General features: G+C 71.0%; 12 protein-coding genes. 7 read left to right on the plus strand and 5 right to left on the minus strand.

Going from position 1 to position 18023, the window contains the following annotated elements:
• The first annotated feature begins 210 nt into the window (after positions 1 to 210).
• The 5 genes from SCWH03_RS00985 to SCWH03_RS01005 all read left to right on the plus strand — a co-directional run bounded on the left by SCWH03_RS00985 (position 211) and on the right by SCWH03_RS01005 (position 8161).
• Positions 211 to 651, plus strand: a complete 441-nt coding sequence (locus tag SCWH03_RS00985) for an amino acid ABC transporter permease (RefSeq protein ID WP_173260625.1) — start codon at positions 211 to 213, stop codon at positions 649 to 651.
• Positions 648 to 2528 carry an alpha/beta hydrolase gene (locus SCWH03_RS00990; RefSeq protein ID WP_173260626.1) on the plus strand — a complete coding sequence of 627 codons (1881 nt, stop codon included), beginning with the start codon at positions 648 to 650 and terminating at the stop codon, positions 2526 to 2528. The genes SCWH03_RS00985 and SCWH03_RS00990 overlap by 4 nt, the downstream gene beginning before the upstream one ends.
• Entirely contained in the window at positions 2525 to 3130 is a 606-nt protein-coding gene (locus SCWH03_RS00995) for a hypothetical protein (RefSeq protein WP_254076481.1), read from the plus strand. The genes SCWH03_RS00990 and SCWH03_RS00995 overlap by 4 nt, the downstream gene beginning before the upstream one ends.
• Positions 3131 to 3312: 182 nt before the next feature.
• Positions 3313 to 7317 carry an ABC transporter ATP-binding protein gene (locus SCWH03_RS01000; protein WP_173260627.1) on the plus strand — a complete coding sequence of 1335 codons (4005 nt, stop codon included), beginning with the start codon at positions 3313 to 3315 and terminating at the stop codon, positions 7315 to 7317.
• Positions 7318 to 7780: 463 nt separating this feature from the next.
• Positions 7781 to 8161 (plus strand): hypothetical protein, encoded by a 381-nt coding sequence (locus tag SCWH03_RS01005; protein WP_173260628.1) that lies wholly within the window; start codon positions 7781 to 7783, stop codon positions 8159 to 8161.
• 264 nt (positions 8162 to 8425) lie between these two features.
• On the opposite strand, the gene SCWH03_RS01010 is transcribed toward SCWH03_RS01005, so the two are convergent.
• Together SCWH03_RS01010 and SCWH03_RS01015 are read right to left on the minus strand one after the other, a co-directional pair.
• Positions 8426 to 9064, minus strand: a complete 639-nt coding sequence (locus tag SCWH03_RS01010) for an LppU/SCO3897 family protein (RefSeq protein ID WP_254076483.1) — start codon at positions 9062 to 9064, stop codon at positions 8426 to 8428.
• A gap of 231 nt (positions 9065 to 9295) precedes the next feature.
• A complete protein-coding gene (locus SCWH03_RS01015; RefSeq protein WP_173260629.1) occupies positions 9296 to 11140 on the minus strand; it encodes a glycoside hydrolase family 3 protein in 1845 nt (614 codons plus the stop codon).
• 528 nt (positions 11141 to 11668) lie between these two features.
• On the opposite strand from SCWH03_RS01015, the gene recD2 reads away from it, so the two are divergent.
• On the plus strand, positions 11669 to 13897 hold the full coding sequence (recD2, locus tag SCWH03_RS01020; RefSeq protein ID WP_173260630.1) for an SF1B family DNA helicase RecD2: 2229 nt from the start codon (positions 11669 to 11671) through the stop codon (positions 13895 to 13897).
• 111 nt (positions 13898 to 14008) lie between these two features.
• Entirely contained in the window at positions 14009 to 15355 is a 1347-nt protein-coding gene (locus SCWH03_RS01025; protein ID WP_173260631.1) for a citrate synthase, read from the plus strand.
• 519 nt (positions 15356 to 15874) lie between these two features.
• Here the strand turns inward: SCWH03_RS01025 and SCWH03_RS01030 are convergent.
• From SCWH03_RS01030 to SCWH03_RS01040, 3 genes are all read right to left on the minus strand, one after another.
• Entirely contained in the window at positions 15875 to 16180 is a 306-nt protein-coding gene (locus tag SCWH03_RS01030) for a heavy-metal-associated domain-containing protein (RefSeq protein ID WP_173260632.1), read from the minus strand.
• 399 nt (positions 16181 to 16579) lie between these two features.
• Positions 16580 to 16777 (minus strand): helix-turn-helix transcriptional regulator, encoded by a 198-nt coding sequence (locus SCWH03_RS01035; protein WP_173260633.1) that lies wholly within the window; start codon positions 16775 to 16777, stop codon positions 16580 to 16582.
• A gap of 229 nt (positions 16778 to 17006) precedes the next feature.
• Complete coding sequence (locus SCWH03_RS01040) at positions 17007 to 17918, minus strand: sugar phosphate isomerase/epimerase family protein (protein ID WP_173260634.1); 912 nt, start codon at positions 17916 to 17918, stop codon at positions 17007 to 17009.
• Between the last annotated feature and the right edge of the window lie 105 nt (positions 17919 to 18023).

Genomic DNA, 18023 nt, shown 5'->3' on the forward strand with positions numbered 1-18023 from the left:
TCCGGCGAGTCCCGCTGGAGGCCCAGTCGCTGCGGACTGCGGAAAGCTCCGTCGTCCGTGCACACGATCCCTCCGCAGCGGATGAGTACGCGTACCTAGAGATCCCCGTACATTCGACCGATACATGGACCCGGAGGGGTTCGCTAGCCTGCAGCGGCGATCCCAGGCGGTCTGGTCCGCATCGCATCGGCACACGAAAGAGGGGCACACGTGGCGTGGGACGAGTGGGAACGGATCAAGGCATCCGCGGCCGAGCGGCAGTCCGCGGAAGCGCGTCTCGCCCCGCTCCCGCCCGATCGCGACAGTGGCCCGTCAGGCGAAGCCACCGGTTCGCGGCTGAAGCACATGGCCCAGCCGTGGAACCGCGCCGCGGCGACCGCAGTCATCCTCGGGGCCGGTACCCGTAGGGCCAGGGCCGATCTGACGGAGGGGCACACCGGGGTGGCCGGCGGCCTGACGGGACTGTCCAGTCTCACCTCGCTCACGAGCGCGCTCCACTCCTGGGAGAGCCGCCTCGGCAGGGTGGAGGACGAGTGCGGGAGCCTGGAGACGGCGTTGCGGGGGGCGGGCAGAGAACTCGTCGGCGTGGACCACGGGGTCGGCACGGCGACGAACGCGGTCGGGGTTCCCCAGGGTGGTGCCGCCCCGTGACCTCGTCGTTGACCTGGCAGCAGCTGCGGGATCTGAAGCTCGACGCGCTGAAGGGCGCCGCCGACGGCTGGGGTGTCGTGTCGCGGCACGCGGACGCCGCCGAGGAGCGCGTCAATGGCGACATGAGCGGTGCTCTGTCGAAGACACAGGAGAGCGAGTCCGCCGACGCCGCCCTGAAGCGCCTGAAACGGCTGAGTCGCAACTTCGACTACATCAGGACCGAATGCGGTCTGCTGCGGACCGCGGTGAGCGGACTCTCGGCCGAACTCGCCCTGCCGCAACGCCGGGTGAGGGAGGCCCTCGCCGACGCGGCCGCCCACGCGTACACGGTGCACGAGGACGGAAGCGTCGACTACCCGTCCGCCGGCAAGAGCGAGCTGACGGGGCGGGAGATCCCGGGCGGGCGTGCCGTGGGCCGCAACGGCCTGATCGGACCCGGTGCCGGAGTCCAGGGACCCGGCGGCGGTCTCCTCGACCCGGCCGCGGGCTATCGAGGCCCCAGCCTGATCAGCACGAATCCCCACCACGCCAAGGCACAGGACATCGCCGACCGGATCGCCCGCGCACTTCGTGACGCACGGGAGACCGACGGCCGGTACCAGAGCGTGTTCGCCAAGCTCAAGGCAGCGCCGGGACTCACCGTCAACGCCGGCACCTGGGCCGACGCGGCGGCCGACATGGCGGCGGTGCGGGAGGCCGCGATCAGCCAGCTGGGGCGCGAGATCCCGCTGGACAAGTCGCCCGCGGACCGCAAGGTCTGGTGGGACGGGCTGACCGACGCCCAGCGTGCGGAGTACCTGGCGAGCTATCCGGACGTCATCGGGAACCTCGACGGCATCCCGGCCCTGGTACGCGACGAGGCCAACCGGGAGAACCTTCAGCTGCTGATCGCGAAGTTCTCGGGTGAGGAAGGCGAGGTGGCCAAGGCGCGGCTGGGCGGCCTGAAGGAGATCCAGCACCAGATGGAAGTGAACGCCGCCGCACGGCTCAAGGACCCGAGGGAACCGCCGATGTACCTGCTCGGCATCGCCGACAAGGGCACGGGCCGGGCAGTCGTCGCGTACGGCAACCCCGACACCTCCCGGAACGTGTCGGCATACGTACCGGGTCTGGGCACGGCACTTGACGGAGACTTCGCGCGCAACGACCTCAAGCGCGCACATGACACCGCAGTCCTGGCTCGCAAGCATGATCCGTCGAGTACCTCCATCGTCTGGCTCGGATACGACCCACCGCAGCTTGGCGGAGTGGACGCGGAGACCTTGCTCTCCAACACCGAGGTCATGTCCGCCGACCGGGCAGAGCGGGGGGCTCCCGCCTACAACTCGTTCATGAGTGGACTCGCTGTCACCAATGAGCACGGAGACCCGCATCTCACCGCGATCGGGCACTCCTACGGCTCCCGCCTCGTCGGCGCGGCCACCCAGGAGGGAGTCGGGATCCCGGGGGCGGACGACATCATTCTGCTCGGCAGTCCGGGCGTCGGCGTGGACAGGGCGGAGGATTTGGGTGTCGGCAAGGACCATGTGTTCGTGGGCGCGGCCGAGAACGACCCGGTAAGTCGCCTTCCTTCGAAGAAGGAGGCGGTCGCCGGGGCAGTCTTCATGGGTGGTGGTCCGCTGTTGTCGTATCTGGCAGCCGATGTCGCCGATCAGGGCGACGATGACATCTGGTTCGGCAAGGATCCCGCCAGCGAGGCCTTCGGCGCCCACCGGTTCGTTGTCGCCGATGGTCCACGGCCGATCATCGACGGTGAGGGGCCGACACCCGCACACTCCAACTACTTCAACCCGGGCAAGGACCGTGAGTCCGCTGTCAACATCGCCGCCATCGTCTCGGGGCGGCCCCACCTTGTCACCACGGAGAAGTACCGATGAAGCATCGCATGTTCGCAGTGGCACTCACCGTCTCGGCCGTGTCCGGCTGCGGTCTCATCGGCGACGGGGATACGGCACCGACGGGAAGGATGGAGAGCATGAACATGCAGGAGGCCGGTGAACAGGCCGAGCGGATTCTTGATGGCACCTTCGGGGCTATCAAGCCCAGCGTTGAGGTGCAGCGCGGCCCGTCGAGCGATCCGATCTGCACCGACTTCAAGAACGACAGCACCGGGACCGGACAGGTCACCCGTCGGCGCTATGTGATGACGATCATCTCTGACGAGCGGCGCGGCAGCTTCCTCGGGGTTGTCGAGGGCCACTGGAACAAGAACGGTTATGAGATCACCACCGTCCGCAAGGACAAGGAGAATCCGGCGATCTTCGCGACCAGCCCTGAGGGTTTCCAAGTCGTCCTGGAGTTCGGATACAGGGGCCAGGCGAGCGTCGATGTCACCTCCCCCTGCGTCACCGAGTCCGCGGTGACCGAGCCCCCCAGGGAGCCGATCGACCCAGGCTCGCCCGCCGCGGAGGGCCTCCCCTACGTCCGTTCCGACTTCTGGTCCGCCGAGGCCCCGGTGCCGTCACCGTCGGCGAGCTGAGTCCCGCCTTCCCGGCCGAGTCCCGGCCCCACGTCACGGGCCGTGCCGGGATGCCATCCGGCGCTTCACGTGCCCGGGGTCCACCTCCACCCTTTTCACAAGCCCACAAGCTTGTAGGTGCGCGATGCGGTCGCCGGTCCTAGGACCAGCGACCGTACTTTCACTCCACCGCGCCCCACGGGATGAAATCGGGCCCGGTCCGTGTTGGTGCCTTCCGGAAGATCAGGGCGACGGGGAGGCAACCGGTGGCGGCGGCGGAAGAGCGATCGTGGGCGCGGAGACTGGCCGGTTACGCCTGGCGGTACCGGCGGAACGTGGTGCTCGCGCTCGGCTCGTCACTTGCCGGCATGGGCGTCATGGCCCTCGTTCCGCTGATCATCAAAGTCGTTATCGACGACGTCATCGGCGGTCGCACACGGTCACTCTCCGTGTGGACCGGGCTGCTGATCGGCGCCGCGATCGTCATCTACGCACTCACCTATGTACGCCGCTACTACGGCGGACGGCTCGCCCTCGACATCCAGCACGACCTTCGCACCGACATGTTCCGCACGATCAGCAGGCTCGACGGGCGCCGTCAGGACGAGCTGTCCACCGGCCAGGTCGTCGGGCGCGCCACCAGCGACCTCCAGCTCGTCCAGGGGCTGCTCTTCATGCTCCCGATGACCATCGGGAACTTCGTGCTCTTCTTCGTCTCCCTCGGCGTCATGGCCTGGCTGTCGCCGCCGCTCACCCTCGTCGCCTTGGCCGTGGCCCCCGCCCTGTGGTTCATCGCCAGGCGCAGCCGGGTCAGGCTCCACCCGGCCACCTGGTACGCGCAGCAGCAGGCCGCCGCCGTCGCCGGAGTGGTCGACGGAGCCGTGTCCGGGGTGCGGGTCGTCAAGGGCTTCGGCCAGGAGGACCAGGAGACCGGCAAGCTGAGGGACGTCGGCCGCAGGCTCTTCGCCGGCCGGTTGCGTACGGTCAGGCTGAACTCCGCCTACACCCCCGCGCTGCAGGCCGTGCCCGCGCTCGGCCAGGTGGCGATGCTCGCGGCGGGCGGTTGGCTGGCCACCCGCGGGCAGATCACCCTCGGGACCTTCGTCGCCTTCTCCACCTACCTCGCCCAGCTTGTCGGGCCCGTGCGGATGCTGGCCATGGTTCTGACCGTGGCCCAGCAGGCGCGGGCCGGTGTCGAGCGGGTCCTGGAACTGATCGACACCGAACCGGCTATCAAGGACGGCACCAAGGTGCTTCCGGTCGACGCCCCGGCGACCGTCGAGTTCGACAACGTCGGCTTCTCCTACGGAGACGGAGACGGAGACGGAGGCGGAGCCGGAATCGGCAACGGAGCCGGAGCCGGAGCCGGAACCTCGAATGGCCAGGGCCAGGGCCAGGGCCGCGGTCTCGGATCCGGGAGCGGGGGTGCGGGCGGGAATGCGAAGGGCACCCGGCCCGTCCTCGACGGCTTCTCGCTGGAGATCCGACCCGGCGAGACCGTCGCCGTCGTCGGCTCCTCGGGCAGCGGCAAGTCCACCGCCTCGCTGCTCCTGCCGCGCTTCTACGACGTGTCGCACGGCGCGGTGCTCGTCGGCGGTCACGACGTACGCGAACTCACCATGGAGTCGCTGCGGGCCGCCGTCGGGCTCGTACCGGAGGACAGCTTCCTCTTCTCGGACACCGTCCGCTCCAACATCGCCTTCGGGAAACCGGACGCGACGGACGAGGAGATCATCGAGGCCGCGCGTACGGCGCAGGCGGACCGGTTCATCAGTGAGCTGCCCGACGGGTACGGCACCAAGGTCGGCGAGCACGGCCTCACCCTCTCCGGCGGCCAGCGGCAGCGGATCGCCCTGGCCCGTGCGATCCTCACCGACCCTCGGCTGCTGCTGCTGGACGACGCCACCTCTGCCGTCGATGCCCGGGTCGAGCACGAGATCCACGAGGCGCTGCGCTCGGTGATGGCCGGCCGTACCACGCTGCTCATCGCCCACCGGCGGTCCACCCTCGGCCTTGCCGACCGCATCGCCGTCCTCGACGGCGGCCGGCTCGCCGATATCGGCACCCACGAGGAACTGCAGCAACGATCCGCGCTGTACCGGCGGCTGCTCACCGACCCGGACGAGATGGGCGGGGTCTCCCCCGGGCGCACCCTCCCGGCCGGGCCCTCGGAGGACCGCACCATCCGGGCGGGGATGGCCGGGATGGCCGGGATGGCCGACGTAGCCAGGACGGCCGGGACTGCCGGGACTGCCGGGACTGCCGGGATGGCCGGGATGGCCGCCGAGTTCGACGACGAGCGCGGTATCACACCCCCGCTGTGGGTGCGCAGGGAAGAGGAGGAACAGGACGAGGCGGTCGGTGCGACGCCCGAACTCCTCGCCCAGGTGGCGGCGCTCCCACCGGCGGACGACACCCCGCGGGTGGACGAGGTCCGGGCGGTGACGCCCGAGGACGGGTACGGGCTGCGCAGACTGCTGCGCGGTTTCCGGCTGCCGCTGCTGCTCAGCCTGCTGCTGGTCGCCGTCGACGCGGGCATGGGCCTGCTGCTGCCGGTGCTGATCCGGCACGGTATCGACGACGGCGTCGAGCAGGCCGCGATGTCCGCGGTCTGGGTCGCCGCCGCCCTGGCACTGCTGACCGTCCTCGTCCAGTGGGCCGGGCAGATCGGCGCCACCCGGATGACGGGTCGTACGGGTGAGCGAATCCTCTATGCCCTGCGCCTCAAGATCTTCGCCCAGCTCCAGCGCCTCGGCCTGGACTACTACGAGCGCGAACTCACCGGCCGGATCATGACGCGCATGACCACGGACGTGGACGCGCTGTCGACCTTCCTGCAGACGGGGCTGGTCACCGCCTTCGTCTCCGTCGTCACCTTCTTCGGCATCATGGTCGCCCTGGTCGTGCTCGACCTCCAGCTGGCCCTCGTGGTCTTCGCGACACTGCCCGTCCTGATCGTCGGCACCTACTTCTTCCGCCGTCAGTCGGTGAAGGCATACGAGCTGGCACGGGAGCGGATCAGTGTGGTCAACGCCGATCTCCAGGAGTCGGTGACCGGGCTGCGCATCCTCCAGGTCTTCGGGCGCGAGCGGTCCGGCCGCCGGCGGTTCACCGAGCGCAGCGAGAGCTACCGCGATGCCCGGGTGCGCGGTCAGTGGCTGATCTCCGTGTACTTCCCCTTCGTGCAACTGCTGTCCTCCGTTGCCGTGGCGGCCGTACTGATCGTGGGTGCGGGCCGGATCGAGGCGGGCACCCTCACCGTGGGCGCGCTCGTCGCCTACCTCCTCTACATCGACCTGTTCTTCGCCCCGGTGCAGCAGCTGTCCCAGATCTTCGACGGTTACCAGCAGGCCACCGTGTCGCTCGGCCGGATTCAGGAGCTGCTGCGGGAGCCGACGTCGACGAAGCAGGCCCGCGAGCCGGTGGAGGTGTCATCGCTGCGGGGCGACCTCGCCTTCGAGGACGTCTCGTTCGCCTACGGCGGCCGCGGGGCCGACGGCGGGGACAGCGCCATCAGCGGTGTCGATCTGCGGATCCCGGCCGGGCAGACGGTCGCGTTCGTCGGTGAGACGGGCGCGGGCAAGTCCACGCTGGTCAAGCTGGTGGCACGGTTCTACGACCCGACGAGTGGGCGGATCACCGCCGACGGCACCGATCTGCGCGAACTGGACCTCACCTCCTACCGGCACCGGCTCGGTGTCGTGCCGCAGGAGGCGTACCTCTTCTCCGGCACGGTCCGGGACGCCATCGCGTACGGGCGGCCCGGGGCGAGTGACGCGGAGGTGGAGGCGGCGGCCCGTGCGGTCGGCGCGCACGAGATGATCGCCACGCTGGAGGGCGGATATCTCCACGAGGTCGCGGAGCGCGGCCGCAACCTCTCTGCCGGCCAGCGCCAGCTCATCGCCCTGGCCCGGGCCGAACTGGTCGATCCGGACGTGCTGCTGCTCGACGAGGCGACCGCCGCGCTCGACCTGGCCACCGAGGCACAGGTGAACCGGGCCACCGACCGGCTGACCGGGCGTCGCACCACCCTGGTGGTCGCGCACCGCCTCACCACCGCCGCTCGCGCGGACCGCGTGGTCGTCATGGCACACGGCAGGGTGGTCGAGGACGGTACCCACGGCCAACTGCTCGCGCGGGGCGGGCGGTACGCCGAACTGTGGCGGACCTTCATCGGCGAGGAGGAGCCGGCCGCGGCCCGGACGTGAGCCCTGCGGTCAGCTCCCGCACGGTCAGACCGGCACGGCCTGCTCCGGGGCCCGCTGCCTGGCCCTGGGTCCGCGGCCTGCTCCCGGGCCCGCGGCCCGGTCCTGGTTGTCACGGACCGGACGTGAGCGCGCCGCTCCTTCCCGGGTCCCGCCTGCCGTCCGGGTCGGTCCCGCTGCGCGCTCCCGAGCCCTGCCGTCCGGAGCGGCCGCTCGCCCGCTCCTGAGCGCCGCCGCTCGGACCGTCCAGCGGTCCGGACCCGGGTCGCACGGCGGTCCGGGGCACAGATGGTACGAATCCGGCCGGATCTTGCCGTCCTCCGCCGCCCCCTCCACCGGCCTTCCCGTCCTCCGCGAGGCTCCGCCGGCCCCGTGTGCGATCCCGCTCTCCCGGCCCCGACGGGCAACCTTCCGGACCGCGGCTGCGTCGTACGTCGGAACAGCTCGATGCGGGAGAGGAGTGCCTGTGTTCGGGAAGCTGGTGAGGCGAGTGCTGGCCGTACTCATGGTCCTCGGCGCGGTATCGCTGACGGGGCCGGGGAGCCAGCGGGCGGAGGCCGCATCCGCCTGCTCCGGCCGTCCCACGAAGGCGGTGGGGTTTGCCACGGGGGAACTGCGCGTCTACAAGAAGCGGCAGTACGTCTGCGCCCTCACGGTCGCCAAGCAGCCCGGCGCCGCACGGCCCATGTCGGTGTCCCTCCAACCGCGCGGTGGTCGCGCGGTCGTCGACAGCGGCCGATTCACCCGGCTGGCGGGCCCCGTCACCGTCTACGCACTCAACCGTTGCGTCCGGGCGTCGGGGGCCGTGGCCGGTAAGCGCGCTTCCACCGGCTGGACGCTCTGCTGAGAGGGCCGTCTCCGCACCGCCGTCCCACTGAGCCCGGCCAGAGCGGTATCGCCCCGCGAGGGCACCGCGACCGCTGTGGGCCGAGGGGGGTGTGCTGTGCGCGGAGAACGCGAGAAGTACCGGGAGCGCTGAGAACAACCGGGAGCGCCAGGAGCACAGGGAACGCGGAGGGCGGCAGGCGGTGCCCCGGGGCCGGGCGGGCGTGCCCCGCCGTCGACGACCCGCGATACGGCGGGCCGCAGGTGCCGGGTCGCAGGCGTCAGGTCACAGGCGGCGGGCACATCCCACCGGTGCGTCGGCGGACGGCAGCTCCACGAACAGGTCCGTCGACGCCGGGCACCGGGACCGCTCGTCCACCGCCGATTCCACCCTGAACTCGGGCCGGTGCGCACCGGACCCGTCACATGGGGCCTCCTTGACCTGCCCCTCGCCCGAGTCGCGGAGGCAGTCGCCGACGACCGTGTACGGGCCGCCCCCGCCGCCCGGATCGCCGGGGTGCGGCGGCTCCAGGTTGCGCATGCAGGCGTATCCCCGCGGCACCGAACCGTCGCCGTCCTCGTCGAACTCCGGGCGGTGCTCCGAGATGTGCAGCACGAAGTCCGTCGCGGCGGGGCAGGAGGGCCCGGTCGTGCGCCGTCCGTCGTGGCGGGCGATCACGCGTGCCGCCGCCTTCCCACTGGTGCACGGCACCTCGCGGACATCGGTGCGGCCCTGGCCGCTGCAGTCCCCCGGGCCGAGGAACAGCGGCCCGTGCGCGGCCGGTGTGGTGGCCGGGGTTTCCCCGGTCTGCGCGGGGCCCTCGCTGCCGGCGTCACCCGAGGCCGGCCCGCAGGAGACGAGCACCGCGCACACCACTCCTGCCCAAAGTCGCCGTACCTGCATGAAACCCCCTGCTCGGTCCATCCAGGGTGGCCTGCCGGGGCGGGCGCACGCCAGGGGAGCAGGGGGGCTTTCCGTCGTGCGGGGGAGTGGAGCCGGTAGCACGGCGCACGCCGCGCTACGCCTCGGTGTGCAGCGGCGGCGTCTCCTTCGGATGGAGGACGGGCCGGATCGCGGGTGCGTCGGGTCGCGGGTGCGTCGGGTCGCCGTTCCTTCGCCGTCGTGGTCCCGTCGGAACACGGGGGCAGCGGGGGACTATCGACGGGTCTTCCGGTAGCCCAGGCCGTGTCCGGCCGGGTACAGCACCCGCGCCGGGTCGTCGGCGCGCGGTACCGGTACGGGAAGCCGGCCGCCGGGCTCCGCCCGGCCCGCGATCACCCGTACCGCGGCCCGCAGTTCGACGTCCGTCCAGCTGTATGTCGCGAGCGAGGCCGCGACACCGGCAGAGGTGGACTGCGACACGTCGTAGGGGTTGCGGATGGCCACCGTGACCACCGGGACCCCGGTGGCCGCCAGCCGGGACACCAGGGTGCGCTGCGGACTGGCCGCCGAGACGTTGTAGGTGCCGATGACCACGACGTCCTTCCCGGCCGCGGCGGCCACCGCCGCCTCGATCCCGGCGGTCGTGGGCGTGATGCCGGTGGACAGTGCCGTGGCGGTGAAGCCTGCCTCGGTGAAGGCGTTCGCGAGCGTGCCGGTCGGGGGGCCGGTGGTCCCGGACGGGGAGGCGGGGTCGGCGCCGACCACCAGCACACGGGGACGGCTGCGGTGGGAGAGCGGCAGCAGACCGGCCGGATCGGCGAGCAGGGTCGTGGTCTCCTCGGCGATCCGGTCGGCGGCCACCAGATGGGACCGCTTGCCCACGGTGCGGTCCACGTCTCCGCGGGTGACGAATGGGTCCCTGAACAGTCCCAGCTCGGACTTGAGCAGCAGAATGCGCAGGACCGATTCCTCGACGCGCTGCTCGGTCAACTCGCCGCTGCGCACGGCCCGCAGGACGGCGTTCCAGGCGACGCCCAGGTCGGGTGGGTTGAGGAGCTGGTCGCAGCCGGCCTTCAGCGCCAGGACCGGAACCCGGTCGTCGCCGTACTTCTGCCGTACGCCCGCCATGTCGAGGGCGTCGGTGACGACGACCCCGTCGTAGCCGAGTTCCTCGCGCAGGATCCCCGTGAGGATGGGGCGGGAGAGCGTCGCCGGGTCCTCGCTCGGGTCGAGTGCCGGGACGACGATGTGCGCAGTCATGACGGAGCGGACGCCCGCGGCGATCGCGGCCCGGAACGGCGGGGCGTCGAGCTTCTCCCACTCCTCGCGGCTGTGGTGGATCGTCGGCAGCGAGTGGTGGCTGTCGGCCACGGTGTCGCCGTGGCCCGGGAAGTGCTTGGACGTCGCGGCGACGCCGGCGCGCTGGTAGCCCCGCACCTGGGAGGCGACCAGCCCGGCCACCGCCCGGGGGTCGGAGCCGAACGACCGTACGCCGATGACCGGGTTGGCCGGGTTGACGTTGACGTCGGCGACCGGCGCGTAGTTCTGCCGGATGCCCATCGCGGCCAGCTCGGCACCCGCGATCCGGGCGGCCTCCCGGGCGCCGGAACGCGATCCGCCCGCACCCAGTGCCATCGCGCCGGGCATGAGGGTGGCGGGCCTGCCCACCCGGGCGACGATGCCGTGCTCCTGGTCGGTCGAGACCAGCAGTGGGACGGGGGTGGGCTGAGCCAGGCCGGCGCGCTGGATCCCGTTGGAGAGTTCGGCGATCTGGTGCGGGTCACGGGTGTTGTGGGCCCAGGCGAAGTAGATGATGCCCCCGACGTGGTAGCGCCCGATCAGCTCGGCGGCCGTACGGACCCCGATCTCCCTGAGGTTGGCGTCGATGTCCGCCTGGTCGGGTGCGGTGGCGGAGTGCCCGTACACCCGCATCACGAAGAGCTGGCCGACCTTCTCCTCCAGACCCATCCGCGAGATGAGCCGCTGGAGACCGGCGCGGATGGCGCCGCGGTCGGCCGGGTCCGCGTGCGCGGGGCCGGAGGAGAGAGCCGCCACCGCCGCACCTGTGGCGGAGGCGGCGAGTACGGAACGTCTGGACGGAGCGGTCCGGTCGGGCACGGGCATTCCCTCCCTGAAGGAAACTTCCAGGGGTCACGAATATCTGGAAAATAACTGCCGGTCAAGGGATGTGGACGGACGCGCGCCCGGCCGCCGGTCCGCCGCGCGCCCGGCCGCCGGTCCGCCGCGGGCCGGTCGTCCGCAGCGGAGGCGGAGTGCGGACCGTCCGTGCTGCGGAGGCGGGAAGGCGCCATCGGGGAGAGGGGCCGCCACCGGTGCTGGGAGGGGGCGCACCGGTGGCGGCGTGCCGCGGGCCGCAGGCGGCCGGGGAGGGAGTCGGCGATCGCAGCCCGCAGCGAGGGCCGACGACTCCGCTCTGCGGTGACTCGTCCACGGCACGGTCCTTGGACGACGCACCCCCGTCCCGGGTTCCCCGCCCGGGCGGGGTTTCCCGGGTCGGCACGGGGGCCGAACAGGGGTGGCACGGAACGGGAAGGGGCAGCCGTCCACGGACCGTGCCGTGGACGCCGTACGCGAGGTTTTCCACAGGCCCGGCATGTTGTCCGAGCGGGGCGGTAGCGTCGTCGCATGTCCAATCTGGCAGTGCTCGAAGGGGTCCTGGAGCGGATCACCTACGCCAACGAGGAGAACGGCTACACCGTCGCCCGGGTCGACACCGGCCGCGGCAGCTCCGACCTCCTCACGGTGGTCGGCTCGCTCCTCGGTGCGCAGCCGGGGGAATCACTGCGGATGGAGGGCCGCTGGGGCTCCCACCCGCAGTACGGCAAGCAGTTCGCCGTCGAGAACTACACCACCGTCCTGCCCGCCACGGTCCAGGGCATCCGGCGCTATCTCGGCTCCGGTCTGATCAAGGGCATCGGGCCGAGGATCGCCGAGCGCATCGTCGACCACTTCGGCGCCGGCACCCTCGACGTCATCGAGCGGGAGCCGGGCAGGCTCGTCGAGGTCCCGGGCCTCGGCCCCAAGCGCACCAGAATGATCGGTGTCGCCTGGGAGGAGCAGAAGGCCATCAAGGAGGTCATGGTCTTCCTCCAGGGAGTGGGGGTCTCCACGTCCATCGCCGTGCGGATCTACAAGAAGTACGGGGACGCCTCGATCTCCGTCGTCCGCAACCAGCCGTACCGGCTCGCCGCGGATGTCTGGGGCATCGGGTTCCTCACCGCCGACCGGATCGCCCAGGCCGTGGGCATACCCCACGACAGCCCGGACCGGGTCAAGGCCGGTCTGCAGTACGCACTCTCCCAGTCCACCGACCAGGGGCACTGCTACCTCCCGGAGGAGAGGCTGATCGCGGACTCCGTGAAGCTCCTCCAGGTCGACACCGGCCTGGTCATCGACTGCCTTGCCGAGCTGGCTGCCGGGGAGGAGGGGGTCGTCAGGGAGCAGGTCCCCTCGCCGGAGGGCGGGGAACCGGTCACCGCTGTCTATCTGGTGCCCTTCCACCGCGCCGAGTTGTCCCTGGCCGCCCAGTTGAGCCGGCTGCTGCGCACGGACGAGGACCGTATGCCGGCCTTCCAGAGTGTGGCCTGGGACAAGGCGCTGGCCTGGCTCGCCGACCGCACGGGGGCGGAGCTGGCGCCGGAGCAGGAGCAGGCCGTCCGGCTCGCCCTCGCCCGGAAGGTGGCCGTTCTGACCGGCGGTCCCGGCTGCGGCAAGTCGTTCACGGTCCGCTCCATCGTCGAGCTCGCCCGGGCCAAGAAGGCCAAGGTGGTCCTCGCGGCGCCCACCGGCAGGGCGGCCAAGCGGCTGGCCGAGCTCACCGGCGCCGAGGCGTCCACCGTGCACCGGCTCCTGGAGCTGAAGCCGGGCGGTGACGCGGCCTACGACAGGGACCGGCCGCTCGACGCCGACCTGGTGGTGGTCGACGAGGCCTCCATGCTGGACCTGCTGCTCGCCAACAAGCTCGTGAAGGCCGTGGCGCCCGGCGCCCATCTGCTGCTCGTGGGCGATGTGGACCAGCTCCCGAGCGTCGGCGCCGGGGAGGTCCTCAGCGATCTCCTCGCCGACGGCAGCCCGGTGCCCTGCGTCCGGCTCACCCGCATCTTCCGGCAGGCCCAGCAGTCGGGAGTGGTCACCAACGCCCACCGCATCAACTCCGGAGCCCAGCCCCTCACCCAGGGCCTGAGTGACTTCTTCCTCTTCGTCGAGGACGACACCGAGGAGGCGGGCCGGCTGACCGTCGACGTGGCCGCCAGACGGGTCCCGGCGCGCTTCGGGCTGGACCCGCGGCGCGATGTGCAGGTCCTGGCGCCCATGCACCGGGGGCCCGCAGGAGCGGGCACCCTGAACGGACTGCTGCAGCAGGCGATCACCCCCGCCCGCCCCGATGTGCCCGAGAAGCGCGTTGGCGGCCGGGTCTTCCGTGTCGGCGACAAGGTCACTCAGATTCGCAACAACTACGAAAAGGGAGAGAACGGAGTCTTCAACGGCACGGTCGGCGTCGTGACCTCGCTCCATCCGGTCGACCAGCGGCTGACGGTGCTGACGGACGAGGACGAGGAGGTGCCGTACGACTTCGACGAGCTCGATGAGCTCGCCCATGCCTACGCCGTCACGATCCACCGCTCGCAGGGCAGTGAGTATCCGGCCGTGGTGATCCCGGTCACCACCGGGGCCTGGATGATGCTCCAGCGGAATCTGCTCTACACGGCCGTCACCAGGGCGCGGAAGCTGGTTGTGCTGGTCGGATCCCGGAGGGCGATAGGGCAGGCGGTCCGTACCGCCTCGGCGGGCCGGCGCTTTACCGCGCTCGATCACAGACTGACAGGTGGAGGCTTCGTGGGAAAGATCACCTGACTCTTCCGGAACCGGGGCGAAGGGGGCAGGATGGGCGAGCTGGGCGGCACTGAGTGCCGCCAACCGGGCTAATGGTCGACCCCGAGTGCACTCTCCTCAGCCAAATGGGGGATGGTAGAGACAGTCAGGGCACCTCGAAGAAGAGGCACTACGTCGGTGAGGGATGACGTGAGCGACAACTCTGTAGTACTGCGGTTCGCGGACGGTGAATACACCTATCCGGTGGTCGAGAGCACCGTCGGCGACCAGGGCTTCGACATCGGGAAGCTCCGGGCGCAGACCGGTCTGGTGACCCTGGACAGCGGTTACGGCAACACCGCGGCCTACAAGTCCGCGATCACCTACCTCGACGGCGAGCAGGGCATCCTGCGCTACCGCGGCTACCCCATCGAACAGTTGGCCGAGCGCTCCAGCTTCCCTGAGGTGGCCTACCTGCTGATCAACGGTGAGCTGCCCACCGTGGACCAGCTCGCTGCGTTCCGGGGCGAGATCACCCAGCACACGCTGCTGCACGAGGACGTCAAGCGCTTCTTCGACGGCTTCCCGCGCGACGCCCACCCGATGGCCATGCTGTCGTCCGTGGTCAGCGCCCTCTCGACGTTCTACCAGGACAGCCACAACCCGTTCGACGAGGAGCAGCGCCACCTCTCGACGATCCGGCTGCTGGCGAAGCTCCCGACGATCGCCGCCTACGCCTACAAGAAGTCGATCGGCCACCCGTTCGTCTACCCGCGCAACGACCTCGGCTATGTCGAGAACTTCCTGCGGATGACCTTCTCGGTCCCGGCGCAGGAGTACGAGCCGGACCCGGTCGTCGTGGCCGCCCTGGACAAGCTGCTCATCCTGCACGCGGACCACGAGCAGAACTGCTCGACGTCCACCGTGCGCCTGGTCGGCTCCTCCCAGGCGAACATGTTCGCCTCCATCTCCGCCGGCATCTCCGCCCTGTGGGGCCCCCTGCACGGCGGCGCCAACCAGTCCGTGCTGGAGATGCTCGAGGGCATCGCCGCCGACGGCGGCGATGTCGACACCTTCATCCGCAAGGTCAAGAACAAGGAGGACGGCGTCCGCCTGATGGGCTTCGGCCACCGGGTCTACAAGAACTTTGACCCCCGCGCCAAGATCATCAAGGCTGCCGCCCACGATGTGCTCTCCGCCCTGGGCAAGTCCGACGAGCTGCTGGACATCGCCCTCAAACTGGAGGAGCACGCGCTCTCCGACGACTACTTCGTCGAGCGCAAGCTGTACCCGAACGTCGACTTCTACACCGGTCTGATCTACCGGGCCATGGGTTTCCCGACCGAGATGTTCACCGTGCTCTTCGCCCTCGGCCGGCTCCCGGGCTGGATCGCCCAGTGGCACGAGATGATCAAGGAGCCGGGTTCCCGTATCGGCCGCCCGCGCCAGATCTACACCGGTGAGGTGCTGCGGGACTTCGTCCCCGTCGAGGCCCGCTGAGACCGCCCGGGCCCCGGCCCGCGGTCCCGGCGGGACAGGCCCTTCGCGGGCCCTGTGCGGCGAGAAGCGCCCCGCTGCCGATCCCCCCACGGGTCGGCAGGCGGGGCGCTTCCCATATCCCCGGTGCGGATTCCCCCCACGGGATCCGGCCGGGCGTCTGCTGGTGTCCAGCAGAAGCTCCTCGCGAGGCGGTCTGCCGGGGTACGCATCCACGGGAGGGCCGCTCAAAGCCTCCCGGTCGTACGTGCCCCGGCCAGCGCTTGCCTGGGACGTCCCCCAAGACGTCCCATGAGCGTCCCCCAAGACGCTCTGGCATCGCCCACTTAGACTCGCGGAGAGCCCGAATGGTTACCCAGGAACACCTGTGATCTGGGTCTCCTTGTGAAGGTCCTGTGTGCCACGTGAAGGATCGCAGACGCAGCCTCCCGCTGGCCATGGAAACGGACGAGTAGCTCGCGGCAATTCCGGCGGCCGCGGGATCCGCGCCCCGGGGCGGGTGGCCGCGGAGCGCACCCGAGGTCAGGCCCGCCCGGCGAACTCGTACCCGGCCTCGTCGACGGCCGCGCGTATGGCGGCCTCATCGAGCGGGGTGGCCGAGACCACGGTGACCCGCCCGCTCGCGGCGAGGGCCTGCACGGAACTGACGCCCGCGATCGCGGAGATCTCCTCGGACACGGCACCCTCGCAGTGGCCGCATGTCATGCCCTTCACCAGGTAGACCGCGGAGGCCTCGGCGGTCCCGCCCTTTGCCGTGTCGGCGGCCGCGCCGTCGCTGCTGCGGGAGCCGGTGGCCCCGATGGTGCCGGTGTTCGTCTCGGCGGTCATGGCGTTCTCCTCTTCGCGGATCTGTCGCATGCGTGGTCGTCTTGCGGGGCGACGCCCTGTCGTGCGCCGAACCCGTGGTGCACACCGGGGTCGGTCGCGGCGGCGCCGGGCCTTCCCCCCGAGATTATACCCCTGGGGGGTATCTAGGCGAGTGCTCCCCGCCCGGCCGGGCGCACGGGCCGTCCCCCGCTCGGCCGCGCGGGCCCGCGGTGGGAGGGCGCGTCGCGCCACCGGTGAGGGTTCGGCCTTGCGTCAAGCAGGCGTCCTGCTCCTCCCCGCCTGGGTGGCGGCGCGACTCCGGTCCCGTCGGTTACGGGGCCCGGGCCCGGGGTCGGGGTCGGTCGCGGCGGCGGTCCCGGCGGCGGTCCCGGCCCGGCCCCGGGGGCGCGGGTCCATGCCTCACCTTCTGCCTCCCCTGTTGCCCGGGCGGTTCGCCACCCAGGCCCGGATGGTGTCGGCGTACCAGTAGGGCTTGCCCGCCTCCACATGGTCCGGCGGAGGCAGGAGGCCGTGCTTGCGGTACGAACGCACCGTGTCCGGCTGCACCTTGATGTGCGCCGCGATGTCCTTGTAGGACCAGAGTCTTCTGTCCGTCATCTGTGGCACCTCCCTGCCCGCGCCTCAGCGGCGGCCTGGGGAGCCGTCGGGGGGCTGCGGCGCGGGTGCTGGCGATCGCTCAGCCCGTGCTCGTTCAACGACGCAGAGTGACGGCAGGGGAGGGGCTGTCGATGTCCTGTGACGGAAGGTCCGCGTAACGGAGACATATGTGACACGGGAGCGCCCGCCCGTGACACGGCGGGGCCGAGCGGGCCGCGGTGCGCGGGGGTCAGGCGCCGCAGGAGCGGAGGAAGCGCCGGGTGCGCTCGGCGATGGGGAAGGGCTTGTCCGGAGGGCAGGGGTACATGTCCTGCTCGACGATGGCGAAGAGTTCGGCGTCGAGGCGCCGGGCGGCGGCCAGTACCGGCTCCAGTGCGGGTACTCCGGAGGGCGGTTCGCACATCACCCCGCGCGCCACCGCGGGGCCGAACGGCACCTCGTCCGCCATCACGCCGGCGAGGACGTCCGGGTCCACCTGCTTCAGATGGAGGTAGCCGATCCGCTCTCCGTAGGTCTCGATGAGCCGCACGCTGTCGCCGCCGCAGTAGGCGTAGTGGCCGGTGTCCAGGCAGAGCGAGACCAGGTCCGCGTCGGTCGCGTCGAGGAACCGGCCGACGTTCTCCTCGCTGTCGATATGGGTGTCCGCGTGGGGGTGGACCACGATCCTCAGCCCGAACCGGTCGCCCACCTCCCGCCCCAGGCGCTCGGTCTGGCGGGTGAGCTGGCGCCACTGCCCGGGTGTGAGGGTCCTGTCCTCCAGTACCTCGCCGGTCCTGTCGTCGCGCCAGAAGGACGGGATGACGACGAGGTGCTCCGCGCCCATCGCGCGGGTGAGGGCGGCGATATCGGACACATGGGCCCAGGTCTCCTCCCACACGGCCGGGCCGTGGTGCAGCCCGGTGAAGACCGTGCCGGCCGACACCCGCAGTCCCCGGGAGGAGGTCTCCTCGGCCAGTCGTGCGGGGTCCGTGGGGAGGTAGCCGTACGGGCCGAGCTCGATCCACTCGTACCCGGCCCGTGCCACTTCGTCGAGAAAGCGCCGCCAGGGGACCTGCCGGGGGTCGTCGCGGAACCACACCCCCCAGGAGTCCGGGGCCGACCCGATGCGGATGCGGTGGGACGAGGCTGCGGAGGAGGTCATGGCGGCCAGCTTTCCGGCCGCCGGCGAACAGTGTCAAGGTTTCGTCAGAATGTAAGGACAAAGTGTTGACAGTGCTCCGGAGTCGGGCTAGACCAAGGGCAGCCA

Source organism: Streptomyces pacificus, assembly GCF_011766325.1.
GTDB classification, from domain to species: domain Bacteria; phylum Actinomycetota; class Actinomycetes; order Streptomycetales; family Streptomycetaceae; genus Streptomyces; species Streptomyces pacificus.